Source organism: Lacipirellulaceae bacterium (assembly GCA_040218535.1).
Taxonomy (GTDB): domain Bacteria; phylum Planctomycetota; class Planctomycetia; order Pirellulales; family Lacipirellulaceae; genus Adhaeretor.
On the sequence record JAVJRG010000012.1, the window covers coordinates 1,388,555 to 1,406,864 of the forward strand.

At 53.6% G+C, this 18,310-nt stretch carries 10 protein-coding genes; 4 read left to right on the forward strand and 6 right to left on the reverse strand.

Annotation, left to right across the window (positions count from 1 at the left end; all coding sequences use genetic code 11):
• Positions 1-35: 35 nt before the first annotated feature.
• Both RIB44_19480 and RIB44_19485 read left to right on the forward strand, forming a co-directional pair.
• Positions 36-620: a glycosyltransferase gene (locus RIB44_19480; GenBank protein ID MEQ8618761.1), complete on the forward strand. Its 585-nt coding sequence runs from the start codon at positions 36-38 to the stop codon at positions 618-620.
• A 582-nt stretch (positions 621-1,202) separates the two neighbouring features.
• The gene (locus RIB44_19485) at positions 1,203-1,760 is read left to right on the forward strand and encodes a helix-turn-helix domain-containing protein (protein MEQ8618762.1); all 558 of its coding nucleotides are present in this window, start codon (positions 1,203-1,205) and stop codon (positions 1,758-1,760) included.
• Between the two features lie 147 nt (positions 1,761-1,907).
• Here RIB44_19485 and RIB44_19490 read toward each other — a convergent pair whose 3' ends face one another.
• From RIB44_19490 to RIB44_19500, 3 genes are all read right to left on the reverse strand, one after another.
• Positions 1,908-8,642 (reverse strand): hypothetical protein, encoded by a 6,735-nt coding sequence (locus RIB44_19490; protein MEQ8618763.1) that lies wholly within the window; start codon positions 8,640-8,642, stop codon positions 1,908-1,910.
• Positions 8,642-11,908 (reverse strand): hypothetical protein, encoded by a 3,267-nt coding sequence (locus RIB44_19495; GenBank protein MEQ8618764.1) that lies wholly within the window; start codon positions 11,906-11,908, stop codon positions 8,642-8,644. Before RIB44_19495 ends, RIB44_19490 begins: the two co-directional genes overlap by 1 nt.
• 557 nt (positions 11,909-12,465) lie before the next feature.
• Positions 12,466-13,266, reverse strand: coding sequence for an inositol monophosphatase family protein (locus tag RIB44_19500; GenBank protein ID MEQ8618765.1), 801 nt, complete (start codon positions 13,264-13,266; stop codon positions 12,466-12,468).
• Between the two features lie 400 nt (positions 13,267-13,666).
• Here RIB44_19500 and RIB44_19505 point away from each other — a divergent pair, with 400 nt between their 5' ends.
• Positions 13,667-14,437, forward strand: a complete 771-nt coding sequence (locus RIB44_19505) for a hypothetical protein (GenBank protein ID MEQ8618766.1) — start codon at positions 13,667-13,669, stop codon at positions 14,435-14,437.
• Positions 14,438-14,449: 12 nt separating this feature from the next.
• On the opposite strand, the gene RIB44_19510 is transcribed toward RIB44_19505, so the two are convergent.
• A complete protein-coding gene (locus tag RIB44_19510) occupies positions 14,450-15,070 on the reverse strand; it encodes an ATP-dependent Clp protease proteolytic subunit (GenBank protein ID MEQ8618767.1) in 621 nt (206 codons plus the stop codon).
• A gap of 241 nt (positions 15,071-15,311) precedes the next feature.
• Positions 15,312-16,340 carry an ROK family protein gene (locus RIB44_19515; GenBank protein MEQ8618768.1) on the reverse strand — a complete coding sequence of 343 codons (1,029 nt, stop codon included), beginning with the start codon at positions 16,338-16,340 and terminating at the stop codon, positions 15,312-15,314.
• 218 nt (positions 16,341-16,558) lie between these two features.
• On the opposite strand from RIB44_19515, the gene RIB44_19520 reads away from it, so the two are divergent.
• Positions 16,559-16,702 (forward strand): hypothetical protein, encoded by a 144-nt coding sequence (locus RIB44_19520; GenBank protein ID MEQ8618769.1) that lies wholly within the window; start codon positions 16,559-16,561, stop codon positions 16,700-16,702.
• Positions 16,703-16,712: 10 nt separating this feature from the next.
• Here the strand turns inward: RIB44_19520 and RIB44_19525 are convergent, their stop codons facing one another.
• Complete coding sequence (locus RIB44_19525; protein MEQ8618770.1) at positions 16,713-18,221, reverse strand: hypothetical protein; 1,509 nt, start codon at positions 18,219-18,221, stop codon at positions 16,713-16,715.
• Positions 18,222-18,310 lie beyond the last annotated feature (89 nt).

An 18,310-nucleotide genomic window follows, 5' to 3' on the forward strand; every position in this document is an offset into this window, starting at 1 on the left:
CCAGGCGAGCCTATCACAAACAAGGAGCTGCGATCGTGGACCATCCTGCAACCGTCGTTCTGCCGATTCACAATGGTGAACGGCGTATCCGATCGCTCATCTTCAAGATGCTGGAGATCGCGGAGACCCTTCAGTGCGACCTTCGGATCGTCATCGTCGATGATGGTTCAACCGACGAGACCTTTGAGACGGCTTGTGAGCTCTCAGTTGCTTATCCCCAAATAAGTGTGCTGCATCAGCCCGTACAACGAGGCTTAGGGCCCGCGCTGGATCGGGTACGCCGGATCGTGAATTCAGATCGCGTGATTGTGCATGATGGCGTTTCGCCTCTTGAGGTCAGCGAACTGGTTGCGATGCTCCGAGAGGACCAACGTGAAAAGGCTGTCGCCACGCCGCAGTCTGCTTCGGAAGCTCGCGGCTCGAGGCGATTTGCGTCGGTTACTGCTCTTCATGCGGCGATGGAACGCGCCCATCAGCCCCTTACGGCCTTCCGTTGGTTGGAGCTTGGTGACTACCTCTCGCCACGTCGGTTGACAACAGCACGTATTCCGCACGGGACGAAAGCGTTTGCAGTGAATGAAGGAGAGAAATCACCGATCACGACTCTCGAAAAAGTGTGATTGCTTTGTCAAAGAACTGGACACTTCAGGCTTCACAAAGTTCCTGTTCGAGAGCCGATGCTACGCTGACGGTAAACTCCTCTGAATTAAGCTAGTTACGGGCATTTCTTTTGGAAATATCAGAGAGAGATGTGCAAGTATCGATCGAGTAGCTGAAGCACCCGGTGGGAAGGAAAACCGCTACTTTTCACTTAGTTATCGATAAAATCGAAATCTAGTTGCCGTCTGGCGTTCGTAAGCCTACCATGTTGTTGGCGTCAAGAATTCTGTTGATGTTTCTGGGCCAGATAGCCTCAACAGACCCACACAGGGGAGACCCACAGCGGGGAGCGACGCCTTAGCCACTGCCATGGCATGATTCAACACGGCAAGTTGAGTTGGTCAGTGGTCGGAACAAAATGTCGACTTCTCACGAAAGCTTCGTCGAAGGTCGCGCTCATCTTTTCTTTTGCCAGCAACAGCACAACCGGAATCTAGTGTGAGGACTGTCGGAATTTCGTCGGTCCTCGAACAAGCTGAAGGGAGCGGGGCATGTTGGCATGTAGATGCTTACTAAGACAAGCAGAGGAGGCGCATCTTATCATGGAAATGACGAATTTCGGTTACGACCACACCTCCAATGGAAACACCCCGCTGCCAAGTCAAAGTTCTTTGGCGAGCGAGGATGCCATCCTGAAAGTGGTCGCTCCGCCGGCGGTAACGCATCGCTTGGCGGAAGTGAGACAGCAACAGGGCGTTTCAGTTCGTTCGGTGGCTCGGAAAATGGGCATCACGATGCAAGAGGTCCGTGCCCAAGAGGACCCGAGCAGTGACCTTCGCCTTTCTGATCTGTTGTGGTGGCAACAAGTGCTTGATGTTCCCTTGGCAGATTTGCTGGTCGACAACAACGCTCCGCTCTCGCCAACGGTGAATCAGCGGGCAAGTCTGCTACGCGTGATGAAAACCGCCAAGGCCTTGAGCGACAATGTGAAAGAGCCGAAAGCGAAACGCATGGCCGATATGCTTGTCGAACAGCTTGTTGAGGTGATGCCAGAACTCAAGGAAGTTTCTGCTTGGCATTCGGTGGGTCAGCGAAGAACTCAAGAAGAGATCGGCAGAATCGCTGAAAAAACGATTCCCGATAGCCTGTTTGGCGACTGAGGCGGCTTACGAGAATTGCGAAACGGTACGCCAAACTCTGTCGGCGAAAGATCGATTTCTGTTACGTGAAGCGTTGAAGCAGGTGGAAAGTGCCGCCCGTGCATTGTCTTGAAGGGAGTAGTTTCCCTTGGCTACTTTCGGAGGGGGTCATGGCGACGCGGGCTGGTGGGCGGTGCTTTCCATCGCATGTTGTTGCCTCTGACGACTGCGTTTAAGTAGGGCGACCGAATTTCGGAGCAGTGTCGCTGCCGCTAGGCAAGCCATGAGAGCTCCGACAAAGTGGGGCTCGAGAAAATACCACCAGCAGAGCCCCAGCAGCAAAACGATTATCTGCGAACCGCGTTGCCACTTCTGGGGCTCGACCGACTGGATGCTGAACCAAAGCTGGTCAACGTGTTTCCTGCCGTAGTAAAAGACGACCAGAAGGAAGCCCAAGGCGATCCAACGAGGAGTGCCTGGCCAGTCGCTCCGTTGAATCAGTAGAAGTCCGCTTGCGCCTTCGGAAACCAAGTGAACTGATCTGGTCGCGGACGCTTTAGAAACGAGGCCAGTCGTTGGCGATTCGGTTTCTACAACACCACTTGCCGTGACATTCCGCTCGACGTCATCCTCTGCGCTGAAGAGCGTTTGCAACTCTTCCCAAGTCTTGAGTCGTTCGACGGTATCTCTGACGCTCTCCGAATTCGTCCAGTTCTGAACGTTTTCGGAGGTCTCCTCACGAAGGCCCAAGACAGAATCTTCTAGCAGCTTCGAGATGCTTTCTTTCCAAGGCCTTAACCAATTGCGACTCTCCCAGGGATGAAGCTGTAAGGCGAGAGGAGTCGCTTGAGAGACAGCCGCGATGCGGGCGGCAATTCTTTGCTCGTGGAATTCCGTTGACTTAAGCTGCTGGGCGTTTGGGGCAATCTCATAGGTTCGCCCGGCCTGTCGAATTTGCCAGTGCATTTTTCTAAGCGGCAAATTGCGATTGGCCATTGTGATTTGAGGTGGCTGCAGACGAGGTGCTGGAGCATCGAGCACAACCATTTGGCGATAGGTGACGACAATCTCAACGGGCAAGTACGGCGGGCCAAATGTTACGAACTTGGATTCGACAGAGGTATTTGGCATCGCAAGAGATTGCCCGGCAACTTGAATACTGATGAGTTCCGCGTCCCGTGGAGCTTTCACCATGCAATTAGTAGCACGCCCAGGTTGCAGGAGAAAACGTGTCGTGCCGATCCAATCCCCGGTGGCATCTAAGACTCCATCGGTTTCGGCATAACGGATACGAGCTCGACGAAGTTCATTTGGGAAGATACGCTGCTCAGCAAGATAGTTCTCGTTCGTGACGATGAAGGATTGCCAATCAGTCAATCCCTTTGTGGCCTCACTCAATCGTGGACCTAACGGTTTTCGCCGCAAACCACTTAATTGCCAGGAGATCGATTTCTCGTTGACAATTGTCGGAATCACTAGAAATCGTTGCTCGATTTGTGCCTCAGCGAGGTCGATCTTAGGGGCCCGAATGCGATAGGCATTGGCATTAGCCAGGTCTCCGCGGACGATGAGCATTTGGTGATCGCCAGCTTTGAGGACGTCATTCAAAAGTATTTCGAATTGACGTAAGCCTTGAGCGTTCTGGCCGATCGGAACGACCTCAAAGAAGCCTCCCTCTTCACTGCGCGGAGTCCAATGTTGATCAGCTAGGATCGTGAGCCGATCTACCCTGCCCGAGATCACTCGTAGATCAACAGCGTATTCAGCCAACGATTCATCTCGCGAGACTGTAGCTGTCCGGGCGACAAACTGAGAATCGTTGGTAGAAATCCGCAACTTTGCCTCTGCGAGTTCAGCTGGGTTTAGTGAGTACTCGCCCAGATTCACCCTTGAGTTTGAGGTCATTCGGCGTTTTGAAACCGTGGTCGATTGAATCACTTCGCCACCGGAATCGAGAAGCTCAGCATGGATCTCCGAGCCTCGCGAAAGTTTGACAATGGGAGCGGGTTGCTCGGCATCGCGAATCTCGATCTTAGGGCAACTGAATTCACGCGACTTGGGATAGGTCAGAGTGCCCAATAAGCGGATCGTGCAAGGTTCTGAAAGCGGTTGTTTGAGGAAAAGATCGAGACGATTGGCCGAAGGGCGTGTCCAACGGAGAGGAATGTTGTTGTTCTCGTCGATGGAGATCTCAACGAGATCAACGACGAGTTCACTAGGTACGTTGAGTACGTGATGAAGTGATTGCAGGGAATCGATAAAGGTGGAGCGATATTCCAGGTCAGCGTGCCCGGCAGCGCAGTGGAGAGCCATCCTGGCGTCCAACATCACAAGTTGGCCACTGGGTCGTACCGAGACGGACCAATCTGGGTACTTGCTTTGCATTGCGTAGGCTAAATCGGGCTTCGGTGCGTTTTCGCTCCACAATGCACTGAATTCTTCCGGTGAAATCGGTCTCAACTTTTGGCGCCGACCCTCTCTGAAGCTTAGCTGTTCCGCTACCGATACCGCGAACAGTCTCCGAATGCGTTGGAGCCCTTTGATGTGAAGATACGGAAATGAGATCCGTCCAAGTGCAGGGCGGTCCAATTCAAACGAGATCTTAAGATCGAGTGGTAACGTGGAGCCTGCAGGTAACTGTAGTAGCGACTCCTCTCCACTTGCTTTCGGTAGAACTTCCAGGCTAGCTCCCTGTTGGTCCCAGACGGAATCGATTTGCATAATAGGGGAGTGGACCAGAGTCACCGTCTCAGGAAGATCCTCTCCGATGAGTCGCAGCTTCGCCTCGCCTGTGACTCGTTCAGGGGCAATGTCTAACCATTCGAATTGCTCGACACGCAACTTGGCAGAATCCGGCATTGCTTGGGAACTCCAAGCGAGGGCGAGCTGATCGCTTGCCCCCAATGTCGCTCTTATAAACTGGCCCTCACGGCGAGAATCGAGCCTCGTGGCACCTGGCAACGACAAATTCTTAAGTGCCTCTGGTTTAATGACTTCAAGTTGAGCTCCAGGAAATCTGGGGACGGATAAAGTGACTTCTGCCAGTTCATTGTGAAGCTCGACTTCGGGCGTCATCACCAGTCTTAGCTCATGGATGCCAGCCTCTTGTACTTGGAGTTGTAGGTTCTCTTGGTCCTTCGTCCAAACGGCCCGCAATGCTCCGCCGTTGAAGGAACTGTTCACGAGGTTCCAGTTTGCATCCTGCTTCTTCAGCGGCAATTTGACTGTAGTGCTTGTAAGATGTGTTCGGATGCGAAACGCCAGTACCGACTCGCCCGCAGAGATGCGTCCGTCCGCTTCACTGCGGTCAAGAACAATCGAGTATCTAGCGCCGAGCAACGCCCAGTCCGTGCCATTGTGCTCGCTTAGTTGGGCAGCACGTTGAAGACGCTGCAGTAGCGACTGGGGGACGTAGACCTCTCCTTCAGGCTCAAGTTCTCGCACTTCATAGGGGATGAGCACCGCCGGAGGCACTTCCGTTGCGCTGACCTTTCTTCCTTGATTAGCGAGGCTAGCAAATGTTGCAATAAAGATCACCGCGACTCGCAGGGCTTTCTTTTGGATTTCTGGGGGAGAGTCGTGGCGAAATAGTGTTCCTTGAAAAGCTGCTTGAACAATGACTCCTGAGAGGCAGCCGAGAAAAAGTGCCTGCAGCACGCTGATCGACATCGGAGGCAGAAGCAGACAGGCAGCACCCAGCCCGACGGCAATCATAAGCAAGAGTCGTGGCCTGTTGACGAGCAACCAGCAAGAAAAAAGTGCGGAGGCAAACCACGCAGCGCCCCAAAAGCTACTTCTCTGCTCTGGGAGCTGGACGGTTACAGGTGCTGGACGGGTCCCGAATTCGACAGTTGTCACTTGCGAAGTATGGAAGACTCCAGACACTTCGTTGGATTTGCTTGTCTTGGTTGTTTCCGGTTCTAAGAGCAATGGACCAAGGAGCCGCTGGAAAACATCTGGGCGAGATTCGTCGAGCCCGAGGCCCCCCGATCGATGAGATTCAACAACTTCGTAGCCAGGAGGTGTTCGCATGGTCCACCAGCCGTGGAGGGTCGGAAATGAAACACGCGGAAGACACGCTTCGAGTTGTTCGTCGTGCGATAGCGGTTTCGACTCGGCTTCGTACCGCAACTCGACCATGAAGTTCTGTTTCGGAGGTGTGGCAAAATGAAAGGCTCGGCCGGATGCTTGCTGAAAACGATCGCTCTCGAGGCTGATCACCTTTCCGTCAACTTCTGCTGAGAGCAACTGAGCCTCTTCAGGGAAGGTGAAGGCCACCTCGCCGACCGGATCCTTGCCAAGACGTTGCTCTAGCCGATAACTAACCGTACCCCGCAAGGCACCTGACGGCGCGTGTTCTGTGACCACGTTGACCTCAGAACAAACAATACTACGGTTCGGAGATCGCTTGCTCGACCCTACCACTCCCTCATTGCTCGCCGCTTGGTAGATAACTGGCAGCTTTCTCACGAGCAACGGACTCTCCTGGGGAAGGCGGTAGCAACCGAGCAGGGTGGCGTCTGTCGAATCCAATGACGGAGGGGTGACCGGTACGCTGCCGCTGGGATCGACTTGGTAATTCCCACCATTTCGGCTGCTGTTGGGAGACGCATCGAGGATGAGTGCCCAAGATTGCCACTGATTGGCAGAAGGTGAGTGGAAGCTATCGATCACCTGCCGCTCATCGACGATTTCGCGATGGTAATCCAGGCTGAGCGTGAACTCGCTTTCCATTGGATTTGCAAATTGAATTCGACAAGCCACGGGACGCGAGCGACGCCCTCTTCCTTCTGGAAGCGGTGATTCTGTTCCCGCTAACAGTTCTTCGACAACTAGATTCGCACTCTCGGATCCTAAAATCCATGAGGCTCGCCTGGGAAGTTCCTGAGAACTAACAACAATCAATTCGTTTAAAGGTCTTTCCTGCGGAGTCACCCGAAAATCGACCCGATAGTTGACCTTATTATTACTTATCGTTCCCTTGATCATTGCGTTTGATTCGTACGAGGGAGCCGACTGGCGAAGCTCGATGAAACGCTCGCCCTCCAGTGCTAGTAGATCGGTGATCAGGCGATTCGGATTGGGCTCTGCCCAAGTGAAGTCAGCGTCTAAATCCGCTGGTCCACTCGTAGGAGATGGGGAGCGCTTAAACTGAAGAGTCGTGCCAGAGAACCTGCCCGATTGAATTGCTAAAATATTCTCTGTAAGCCGATGATCGGGAAAGGAGAGCCAATTCAGTCTCTCCAAAGGCAGAGGAAGTGCCGAGGACTTCACTGTCCCACGTCCAAGAATCTTAAGAAGCACGGGTTCCTCGTTGCTTGGAGCGCGATGCAGCTGTATGCGTAGCTTGGGCGAACCGGTCGACTTATCGACATGCCAATGAGCTAGGTCCCCTGCCACCTCAGTCTGGACAGATTCGATGTCCCAACTTGGAAGTAGCTCCGCGTTAAGCCGAAAAGCGTTGGCTTGTGACGCTGATAGAGCGACTCGTACTTCTGAGTTCGAACGATTCTCGTCTATTTCGACAAGACTGACTTGTTCGATGAGAAACTGGCGACTGCGAGGAGCAACGCTTACCTCAAGAGAGGCTTGTTCGCTAAAGTATTGGAACTCGTACGCTTCAACGCGAGCATCCCGACTGTTCGAATTACCTGATTCAACCACATCGAATGTTTCAACGCTTATCAGACGAGCGTCCTCTGGCGAGAGAGATTGAAGTTCGAATCTGCGATCGAGCCGGACTACACAGCTCCCTTTTGTCCAACTCTCAAAGGGAACGATCAGCTTCGGTAACCGCCAAGCACGCCCATTGACTAGTTGGCTAGACGCTTTGACCACGATTTCATGGGTGGTCGAGTTATTCGGTAGCTCAATCATTAGTCGCTGCTTTATCTTTGCATCCCGACGCCAGGAAGCCGGCTGGCCATCGACTTGAATCTCGAGATGCCTGAATGAATCGGTGCTCAGCAAAGAAAGCGTACTGGCTTCGTCGACGCGCGCTATCTGGAAGGTTGCTTGGTAATCCAAGCCAATTGGACTCAAATGATAATCGTCGTGCTGGGAGACACGCAGGTTCCCTTGATCCAAACCTAGTTGTTCCTTTTCATCCGTAGCCCGAAAGAGATGTGTTGTGCTGGGGCGCAGATTGCAATACCAGACGCTCTCATCAACGGTCTTCTTCTCCAACTTGATCTTGGAGAGCGATTGAGAGGAGAGTTGGTAACCGGTAGGCAAGGCTAAGAAAAGCTCCTGGACAGCTGCATCGGAGAGACGAAATTTCCATGACGAACTCCCATCCTCGGTTGGGTCAGCAGCCAATCTCCACTTCAAGAGCAAGGTTCCACTGCGAGGAACCAGCAAGCCAAGTTGAGGCTGCCCGTCCGCTCGGGTCTTGCTCGGGATATGCCAACTGGCGACGATGGCCCGGCGTTCGGAATCTCCTTCCCACTGCGCATCGAGGATCGCGATGGCAGAGCAGGGAAGCAAGAGAAGTTGAGGTTGCTTCCCGTGGAGCCGGATTCTTAGCTCGGAAGTGCCCTCTAATTCGCCAAGCTCAGTTTGTTTGTCGACATTGACTCCTCCTCTTGCCCGATGGCTCGCGCTGACAACTTCAACGCGTTGTTTTCCACTAGTTGCACGCTGTGCGTCTTGAACAAGGTGATCGAAAGTTTCTCGGTCAATCGGCAAATACTTCTTTCCACCCGTCGGCCAAGATTCGGGGCGATTCTCGGGGACGTAGATGGTCCGAAACTCAACGCCCTGCCCTTTACCTTCAGTGGCCACTTGGGCGATCGCAGGGGCAATCCAAGAGCAGGAGAGCAGTGTCACGAAACCTAGAACTCGTGGCACCCCAAGTCGCTCTTTCGTGATAGGGTGCCGATTCTTGCCGAAGGTTAACGACATCATGACCCACCGCCGATGTTCGAAACGCCCGAAGCTGGAACTTCCGGCGTTAGTTTCTGGGCAATCGTCGCCGCGGGATCCAGGTTCTCAGGCTCGTTCCAGATTCCTGTAGATACGGTTTGGATATCGATCGATCCGTCGTTGTAAGCAGAACTCTGCAGGGCTGGCTCAACGGTTAGCCAACGTCGGAGCAAAGCTGTTGCGGCAACAAGTCCAGCGGCGACGATCACGAGCTGCGATGCTGCGAATGCCAAGTCGGGTTGGGTGAGGACAACAAGAATTAGAAGGCTACTCAAAACCAACCAGAACAGAGCACGCCGCCAGAGGGCGGTGTAGATCGAGAGAACCCCGAGAGCGAAGATGACAGCGACAGTCAGGCACTGAGGTATCAGTGCGGAGATAAAGTATCCCTCCACGAAAGAGGGTGCGGCTAGTGAACTGAATACATACTGGCTCGTTCCCACACCGGGCTCAATTGGTGCACGCAACGCGCCAGCCCACTGTTCGAGGTCGCTTTGGCTCTGCAAAGGTTGCCTCCCCCATCGCAAATTCCTCCAACCAAGTTGATATTCCCCGCTTATGTTTTTCGAACTCCCTGAGAGAACCAATGAACCAGGAGCGACGATGTGCCAATAAAAAGGAGCATTTGCGGACGTGTTGAGAATCTTCGGAATCCTTAGTTCCAAGCTTCGCCATCCGCTAGAAGCAGCCTGACGCATGATTCGCAATTCAATCGTATGCGGCAAAGCCTGGTCGGACTCAGGCAGATCGACGACCAAATTAGATCCGTCCAACTCAATCGAATCCTGCACTTGGCCATCAAGAGCAACTTCGAGTTGTTGATTGATCCAGGTTTCAGGTAGCGACAGAGTGACCTTTTGTCGGTTGGTCGTGATTCGATAAGCGAGACGATCTTGCTTCGTTCTGCCTGCAAGCCAAGTCTGCGCCCAAACCCGATCTAGTCGAAGTTTGCCCTTATCCCGGAAGAGTTTCTTGCCGATTTCGATCGGCAATGAGCTCGGCACTCCTGCGTACTCTACTTTGAGGGGATCCAGGCTTGCGGCTTTCGCTTCCACGGACGTCCATGCCGATCCATTGTTTCCAGTATCGATGGCGACGTACAAATCACCTACGTTGGAAATTCGAGCAATAGTGCTTTCTAAGGGTGCGAGAGGCTCAATGAGAGGTAGGTCGATCGAAGCACTAGAATTCGTAGGTCGAACGTCGCGCGGAATCGAGTACTGAATCTCGAGCAATCCTTCTCCCTTGAGCAGCCTTGGTAGTGCGATCTCTAACTTAATCTTCCTGGCATCGGTAAGCGGTGAATCTATCTCGGAAGAAGGGGCAGCGACGAATTCCTTAACCGCATCGGTTGCTAGTTCTTGACCATCCCAACGGAACCCAAGGGCTCCATTCTCCCACAGAGCTCTTGGAGCAATAACCCCAACCTGTTGTAGTGACTTGAAGCGAGCGAGATAGCCGAGGGATTGCTTCACGAGCACTTCCTCACTTCGAACACTCACGTCCAACTCTGAGGACACTTGGACTTCACCAGGACGATCCGTGACGCTGATTGCCAGCTCAGCTTGCGGTGAAAAGACAGCAAACTGCATCGCTGTCTCGGAAGAATCCTCAATGCCGTTTCGTCGGGTGGCCGTATTGCTGTCCAAAGCTTCGCTCTTGTTGGCGATGGCAATTCCCTTCGTCTCATCAAGCTGCGGTGTTACTTTCAGTGCACTTGCAGCTGTCATGGAAAGCTTGCCTGGGAGCGCAAAGGTTCCCAGGGGTTGGGGGAGCGAGAACCGATTCAGCCCGCGGGAAACTGGTCGACGCAAGGTGAAGCGAACCCTGGCTGTTTCTTCAGCCGGGCTTGCAAACGGAAGAATCAGTATTCCGTCGTTGTTAACATGCAGCCGACTACTTTCGACAAGTCCCCCTGACTCCACAGGTTCTTCGGTAAGTTCCCAATCCTTCAGGTCGATGCGAAGCGAAAAGAGCCTTGCTGCGGAGATCTCATATCCCAAATCGACAGCCAAAGTTGCGTCCTCATTCTCAATCGAAAGCTTGTATTGAGGACGGACTCTTATCCGCTCGATCCGCGGCTGAGTATGGGCCACAACTTCCCCTGAAGTCCCAGCGTACCGAAACGCCGCTGCGACTTCTGCCACGGAGAGTTCTTCGGGCAATTGGCTAGCGGCGATCTGTTCAACGGAGCCTGCGAGGTCATAGTAGCTTTGCAATCGATCACTGGTGGCAACACTAAGGAAGCCAGATTGTCGATGGATTCCTAAGATCCGAGGTACAGCCAACACCATCCTGTGAGAAGATCGATCTGATCGGACTGCTTTTATTGCGCTAAAGACGACGAGTGGAGGCTCAGACACCGGTGCTGGAAAGCGAATCTCGACGAGCGTTTCGCCTTGCTTCGGATTCTCCCGGCTAGGTTCCGTTTTCGCGGCACTCACTTTGCGGACACGATAAGATTCGTCGGAAACCTCCTCTGCAAGCTCAAAGCCAACTGGCAGTTCAATGCGGTAGCTTTCAATGGGTCGGCTATTCGTTGTCGCACTTATGAGGCAGTAGTAGCTAATCTCTTCAGGCGTCAGTTTGGCTCGGATGTTGAGTTCCGCTTCGATCTGACTTGGTTTGTTGCCTCCAGCAGAGACCGGCAGCCAGCTAATGTCTATGACTCCCGCGACGCCTGAAACCTCAAGGCGAGACCCGTTCTCGCGTCGTCGCTTCTTCGTAACCATTCGGACACTAGGAGCCATAATATCCAAGTCGGTCCCCGGAACCTCGATTTCGAGTTCGGACTTCGCCGCTTGTGGCAGATTGAGAGCGAACCTGCGAAGGTTCGCTAGATTTTCGACCGGCGTTGTGAATTTTATCTCAACGTTGAAGCGTCCATGCAATTGCTTGCTCAGCCAAAGTTCGTAGGCGTTTCGCTCCGCATTGAAGGTAACGGAGCTTTCGTTCGCTTCATTAGGAAAACGAACCTCCTCCAGCACCGCACCTCCTAGGTCAATCGGTACGCCAGTTCGTGATCGGCTCGACTTCACAATCGTCAGCTTCGCCAAGAGTTCGGCATGGTCGCCAACGACCTTGCCGCTGACCCTCAGCGATTCAATGATCGCTCCAGCGCTTTCTTCTGAATGCTGCAGGCCTTGATCTTTCAGAAAATCCTCATATCGATAGCCGATCACTCTTCGCAAGTTGCCGTCGGAATCGGGCAGATAAAAGACTGCCGGTTCGTCGGCGGGGGACATGAGAATTTGCCTGGGAAGACCCCTGTCCCTCGGCGACTTCGTAGGAGCAGATTCTCGCGTGTCGGATTTCTCAGGGGTACTGTTCACAGGAGGCGCTTCTGGCTCCTCCGAGCCAGAGTCGGCACGAGACCGGGAAGACTTCTCTTGGCCGTCGGCTTCTTGTGATACGGCCAGTGATCCCGTCGTCACCCATCCAATCAGCCAGCAGTAGACAAGGGCTAAGAACCCTTGAGCAGCGACCTTAGTAAAGGCTTTCGGTTTATGGCTTAGAAAGCGCAACACAGGGCTAGCCTAAGTGAATAGAGAATTAACCAGACAACAGGACGGGAACGAGTAGGCGTCGAGGAAAAGGCTCCGCCTCTGCCCAAATGAGTAGGAAGATTCCTCTTGCTGAATGGATCAGCTCAGAGGATTGCGAATCAGCCTAGACCCTATTGTAAACAACGCTTTTTACGCTCTAAATGCATCTTGGGTTCTTGCTCGGATCTCGGCAAACAATGTCCTGGATAAGTGAGTTAACCGTCATAAACGGACCGGATTTACCCCGAAAACCTCGGCTAATATCCACTCGTAGTCAGACTTAGGAGCGAGCGATGAAGTTCGCTAGTCGCGGCTGTGAAATAGCTGGCCTCAGCCAGGTCGAATTCTCCCCCCCGACTAGCTGTGACCGTGCCGCCAGCCTCCTTAACAAGCAGAGCTCCCGCAGCCGCGTCCCAAGGATGGATCTGGTGTGCCCAGTGAGCGTCTAACCTTCCACAAGCCACGTAAGATAGATTGAGCGCTGCCGAGCCAGTTCGTCGGACGGCTCGGCATCGTGTTGCGACATCGAGAAAAGACTTGAGATCAGGCGAATCGCGCGATAATTGTGGCGGAAAGCTAACCGCCACGAGCGATTTCTCAACGTTCTTCGCCTCACTTACCCGAATCGGCTCGCCATTGAGGGTGGCTCCTTCTCCTCGGCTGGCGGCGAACTTTTCGTTGAGTAGAGGATCAATGATCACGCCTGCCTGTAGCTCTCCGTCAGCGACCAGGCCAACCGATACCGCGAACAAAGGGAATTGATGCAGGTAATTGGTTGTGCCATCAAGAGGATCAATAACCCAGCAGAATGGTTCCGCCAGCAACTCGGCAGCCGGGGCCGACTTGGCGGCCGACTCTTCGCCCAGGATCGCGTGATCAGAGTAGTGGTGAGAAATAACCTGGCGAATAGCCTTCTCCGAGGCTAGATCAGCGTCGGTCACGAAGTCGCGACTCGCTTTTTCGCGAGCCCGGAAACGATTCCTCCATGCAAGTAGCTGCTCGGCCCCAGCTTGAGCCGCCAGATCGCAGATCGCTAATAATTCAGCCGGAGTTGGCATATTGCGAGAAATGGGGTGTTTGAGCCATCGGCAGCATACAGAAAGCCGCAATGACGTAAAACATTATGGGTTAGGTAATAACGACGAATGCTGCCAGAATTGTAGAGGAAATCTCGAAAAGTTTCTTGCTATGGCCGCTGAAAAAGCTGGACACGAGGGCAAAACCGGGTAGGATACGTAGTGAGCAGAAAAAGAGGATAGAGTGTTTTGCTCAGACGAGACCCGCTGCGATTTGCAGCAGGCGATTGCCTGATCTTCTTTATCCCCCCACAGCAGACATTCGGCCTCTTCTCTGTTCCGGCCCCGTCGCTTCACCTCGCGTGTTCGGCGGGGTTTTTTATTGCGCTGTATTCACCTGGCTTCTTAAAGCTTTTCATGCTGACTTCGTGCCAAGGAAATCATGGAAGAATCAATTTGGAAAATTGACGGAAATCAAACCACACTTCGGTTGCAAGGGTTTGCCGCAGGTCTTGATCTGAGCCGTTTTGATCTGGGTTTCACGAACTTAGAGATTGATGGTAGTAGTGCATCCGGCAAGATCCTTGGCGTCACAGTCGATAGCGGTGTTCCAGGTAGAACGGTGGACGATAGACGTAATGATGCACCGATGGAAGCCTATGTACGAGGTAGCCAGCTCGTAGCTACCTACGCGGCAACAGTCGATCGCCCCGTTGGCTTTCAGATTGAGTGGGAAGCTCAGTCTAGTGAGAGTGGCTTGGTGATACTCGACGTGATGATCTCGGTGCAAACTCCTCTGTTAGAAACTTATCCGGAAGTGACCGTCACCTCGGATTTGCGATGTCGAGAATTATCTTTCAACGCGAATGGCTCAACGACTGACGGCCTTGCTTTGCAAGATAAGGAGCTTCAATCCGAAGACTCAGGAATCTCTCTTGCGAGTTTATCTGAAGACGATTCGGAGGGTGGTCTCTTCTATTCAGAAATGGTTCACCCGACAGACTTTCTTTCGTGGCAAGGTCTCCCACAGGCAGACGGCGTCACTACCACCTGGAAACTCTGCGACCACTTCATGGAAAAGGGCGTCATTCGCCGATTACGAGCTCGTGGAATCTTGGTCCTTGATCGGACATGCTCTCGTGAATTCGCCTTGGAGCTTGCGCGAAAGGAATTCCGAAGACTTGAAGCAGAGCAGCCGCCGCTTACAGCTTAGCCGTGCATTCTACTAATTGGCGGACGTTGCCGCAGCTCTTTTGGCTGAACTTGCTTGAACCGAGTGGCCGTTTTTGCTGACTTCCGGCAGTGGCGACAGGTTGGTCAATTGACCTACGGGAATGATTTCCGCCAGGCCCGCGTCGGCCATCTCTTGGCCGCTTACGTAGCGGCCCGGATTGATCCACTTGTCCATCATTTCCAGGGAAACGCCAAACAAGTCAGCCAGCAGTGAGTCCATGTCTTTTTCAAGCGAACCAAAGTGGCGTGCCCATTCCGCTGCTTCGGCTAAGCCGACGTTTTCTTCGCTTTGCCAGCGCATGGGATGGAAGAGCAGCACACTGTAGGGTGTGACGAGGCGTCTCTGGCAGGCCGCAAAGGGCCACAGGGCCGCTGAGGAACATTCTCCCGTGACAATGCCGGTTGCGCGCAAGCCACGCAAGCGAATGAGCGTCATCAACGAGGTTGCGCAGTAGGGCGAGCCACCCGGCGAATCGAAGTAAATCGTGCACTCACCGCCCGGCTCGATATCCAATAATCGTTCGGTGAGTTCCGACTCATGTTCGGTCAGATCGCCAACGATCGCGATCTCTCGTCGTTCAGGTTTCTCAGTGTCGTGCGGATCTTGTTGCATTCGTAGCCCAACCACGGAAAAAATTCGTTCCCCCAACTGCAAACATTGTCTTCCATTGTAAAGAGAAATTCACAAATCGCCTAGCTTTCTGATTTCCTCCAGCTACTGCCTTTGAGAAGCTTTGCCGCTGGAAAAGCCCTATGTTTCAAGTGCGAATCCTCACCAAGGCCGAGAATTGTCGGCAATGCTGATTCTAGGAGATGGTAAGGCTCGTCCCGAACTTGCCGGTTGGAAGCACCGCCTAAGCCAGGTGCTCGCGTCGTGCTAGCCCTGCTGAACCAATATAGCCCGCGTCCCCTCCAAGCGTGGCGAACTCGATCGCGATCTTCCCGGGTAGGCTTTGAATCATCCGACGCGTTGCCTCGTCGCGAACGGCTTGCAGGAAACGCTCGCCTAGCGGGTGCCCTGCTCCGCCAAAGGTCACGCCCCCTCCAACTACCACGTTCTCGGGGTCGATCGTATGCACGACGGTCGCTATTCCGATTCCCAGATAGCGTGCTGTCTCCATTACAATATGGTCTGCAAGATCGTCTCCTGCCTCGGCTTCTTGAGCGAGTAGCAATGGCGTGAATTCCTCACCTTCATCCATACGCTTGCGAACGCTACTGGCGTCACCGGCAGCAAGTGCCTCGTGGACGCGGCGTTCGATCGCGTATGAACCACAATACGCTTCCAAAACCCCGGGCAAACCGATCGAAGCTTTGGGGGCGTCTTCGCTCGGGTCGATGATCAAATAGCCTAGCTCGGCTCCGCAACTATGGTTGCCTGCAATGAGATTTTCTTCAACGATGATCCCACCCCCGACCCCCGTGCCAAGGGTAAACATCACCATGCTGCGGTACTTCTCACCCGCTCCCCTCCAATACTCTCCGTAAGCGGCGGCGTTGGCGTCGTTGGCAAAGGTCACCGGCAAGTCGCACGCGGTGCTGACCAGTCCGCGGATGGGGCTGTTATGCCACTCAGGAAGATTGCCTGGATTGAGCAGCATCCCTGCTGGTACGTCCATTGGGCCGGGCGTTGCGAGTCCCGCACGCGCGAGGTCTGAGCGAACCGCGCCGGCTTCCACGATTAGTTCTTGCAGAGCTCTCCCGATGCGTATCGCCGCGTCCTCAGGTCCGTTTTTTGCCTCGGTGGCAATCGAACGAAAAACGAGCGTTCCGCCGTGGTTGTCGACGATGCCGAGCTTGATATTCGTGCCTCCCACGTCGATGCCGACGTATAAGGGGCCTTGGGCATCGTTTATAGAAATGAATGTTTTGGGGTCAGGCATAACTGGCTAGAGAGGCTTTCCATATCATTCGGTCAAGTTCAGAAACCGCTCATTGTAGCAACTCTTTTGAAGCGTGCGCCAACGCCTTCGGACAACCGCGCCCCAATCTACCACGTCCCCTGGCCAAGTAGCTCGGCATCAATCAGACTAAAAATTGCCGATCTGAATTTCGCCAATACGAGCAACCGTAGTCAGCAATCAACTGAAGTCGTCACTCCATGGGCTGCCTTGAAGACAAACCGAAGAAGTGGATTCTTCCCGGGAAATACGCGTGCGATAAGTGCTTCGCAACGCACGACAAGAAGGGCAAGCTTTGCAAGCCCATGAAGAATGAGAAACGCAAGAAGGACAAGAAGAAGTAGCAGGAACGTCCTACTTGCCGCCTCCCATGAGCTGCAATCGATAAGTCTTCGCCACAGTATGACCATCGCTGAAGGGCAGATCGAGAATCGCGTCCTTGCCTTCGAGGCGATAGACAAAGGGCTCGCCTGTTGAGGGGTTTTCCGGCACGGGGACGCATTTCACTTTCTCAAGTATTTCCGGGAACTGGCCTGTTTCAGCAGCGTGCATTCTGAGGGCTTCGATGAGCCGCATTGCTGCGATATCTCGAACCAACCTTGCTTCCGCTTTGCGGACCGCTTTGAGGGCAGGAAGGGCAACTTGTGCTAGGAGGGCACCGTAACTGTCGAGATTGCTTGGCCGGTTGTCTGTTTTGCCCTTATTCCAGTCAGCATGTTTGACCAGTTCGGGAAAAGGAAGCGTACTCCAAGTGGTGACATCGTCGAGTACACGGTGGTACTCCTGAGAAGCATCAACGAGGATTGCCTGTTCAGGAGGCATGACGCTTAGGTCCCATGCGGGCACGTTCTTCGTTTCCAGTCGACGTTTAGCAGCAGGGTAAACGTCGGCCATTTGATCGGTGTCAATTAGCTTTTGTAATGCAACCCGTAACGGTTCGTCGTTGTTCCCCAAAAGCTCCTGGAACTTGCCGAGGTCCTCGCGGAACTTTTGAAACTCAAGCCGCCAACGAGCCGCGTCGTACTGCTGTGCCTCAGGTGCTTGCAGAACCGGAAAGGAACGCAGGCCGAGTGACAGATCAAAGCGAATGGCATCACGCATGGGCACTGGCGGCTGGGGAAGTTCTGTTAATGGCCAGTACAGATTGGGTGACAAGGGAGAAGCCATTAATCGCACGATTTGTTCGTTCATCATGTTGAGTTCGGCGATGCCGATGAGCCGACAGACGAGCAGTTCAGGCTTGCTCATCGAGAGGGCGAACTCAGTGTGAAGCTTGATCGTTTCTAATGCTGTGTCATAGTCCCGAGTTGCGATTTGGTGACAGGCGAGCAGCGTGATGAACCGTGTGAGTTGTCGAGATTCTTGATGATCTTCGAGCGTGAAGTTGATGATCTCCACGCCCGTCATGTCATGGAGCTCGAACTGCCAATCACACTCGCTTCGCAAAGAGGCTTCTTGCAGTTGAGCCAGCATCCGGTCGAAGGGAAGCGTTTCGACAATCTCTCGTAGGGCTGGCTTGCCCAGATCGCGGTTGGCGAGACCTTCGAACAAATCGCTCGCGTCACGTCCATCGGGGCGACGGAATAAGAGCGGTTTGTGATCTCGCCAAGCTTGTTGCGACTCGTTAAGTGCCTTCAGAATAAAGGGCACGCAATTGCCTGACTTCTTCTCAACTTCCGGTTGCAACAAGCGATACTTCAATAAGGGTGTCGACGCAGCCGCGGGAGTCACCGTCAAGCGATAAGTCCACTTGTGGCCCTCTTCGGTTTTTTCTTCCGTGAAGTAGATGTCGGCGCTCGTGGGCCTTGAGGCAATGGTTGCCAGAGAGAAAGCAAGCAGTGATATGAAGGAGCGAGAGAACATGAAGCGGCTTTCATGTGGAATGGCAGTTGGACCCTTAAAGATCGCCTTCAAGCGGATTTTCACTCAGGATAAGCGAGAATCGAAGACTG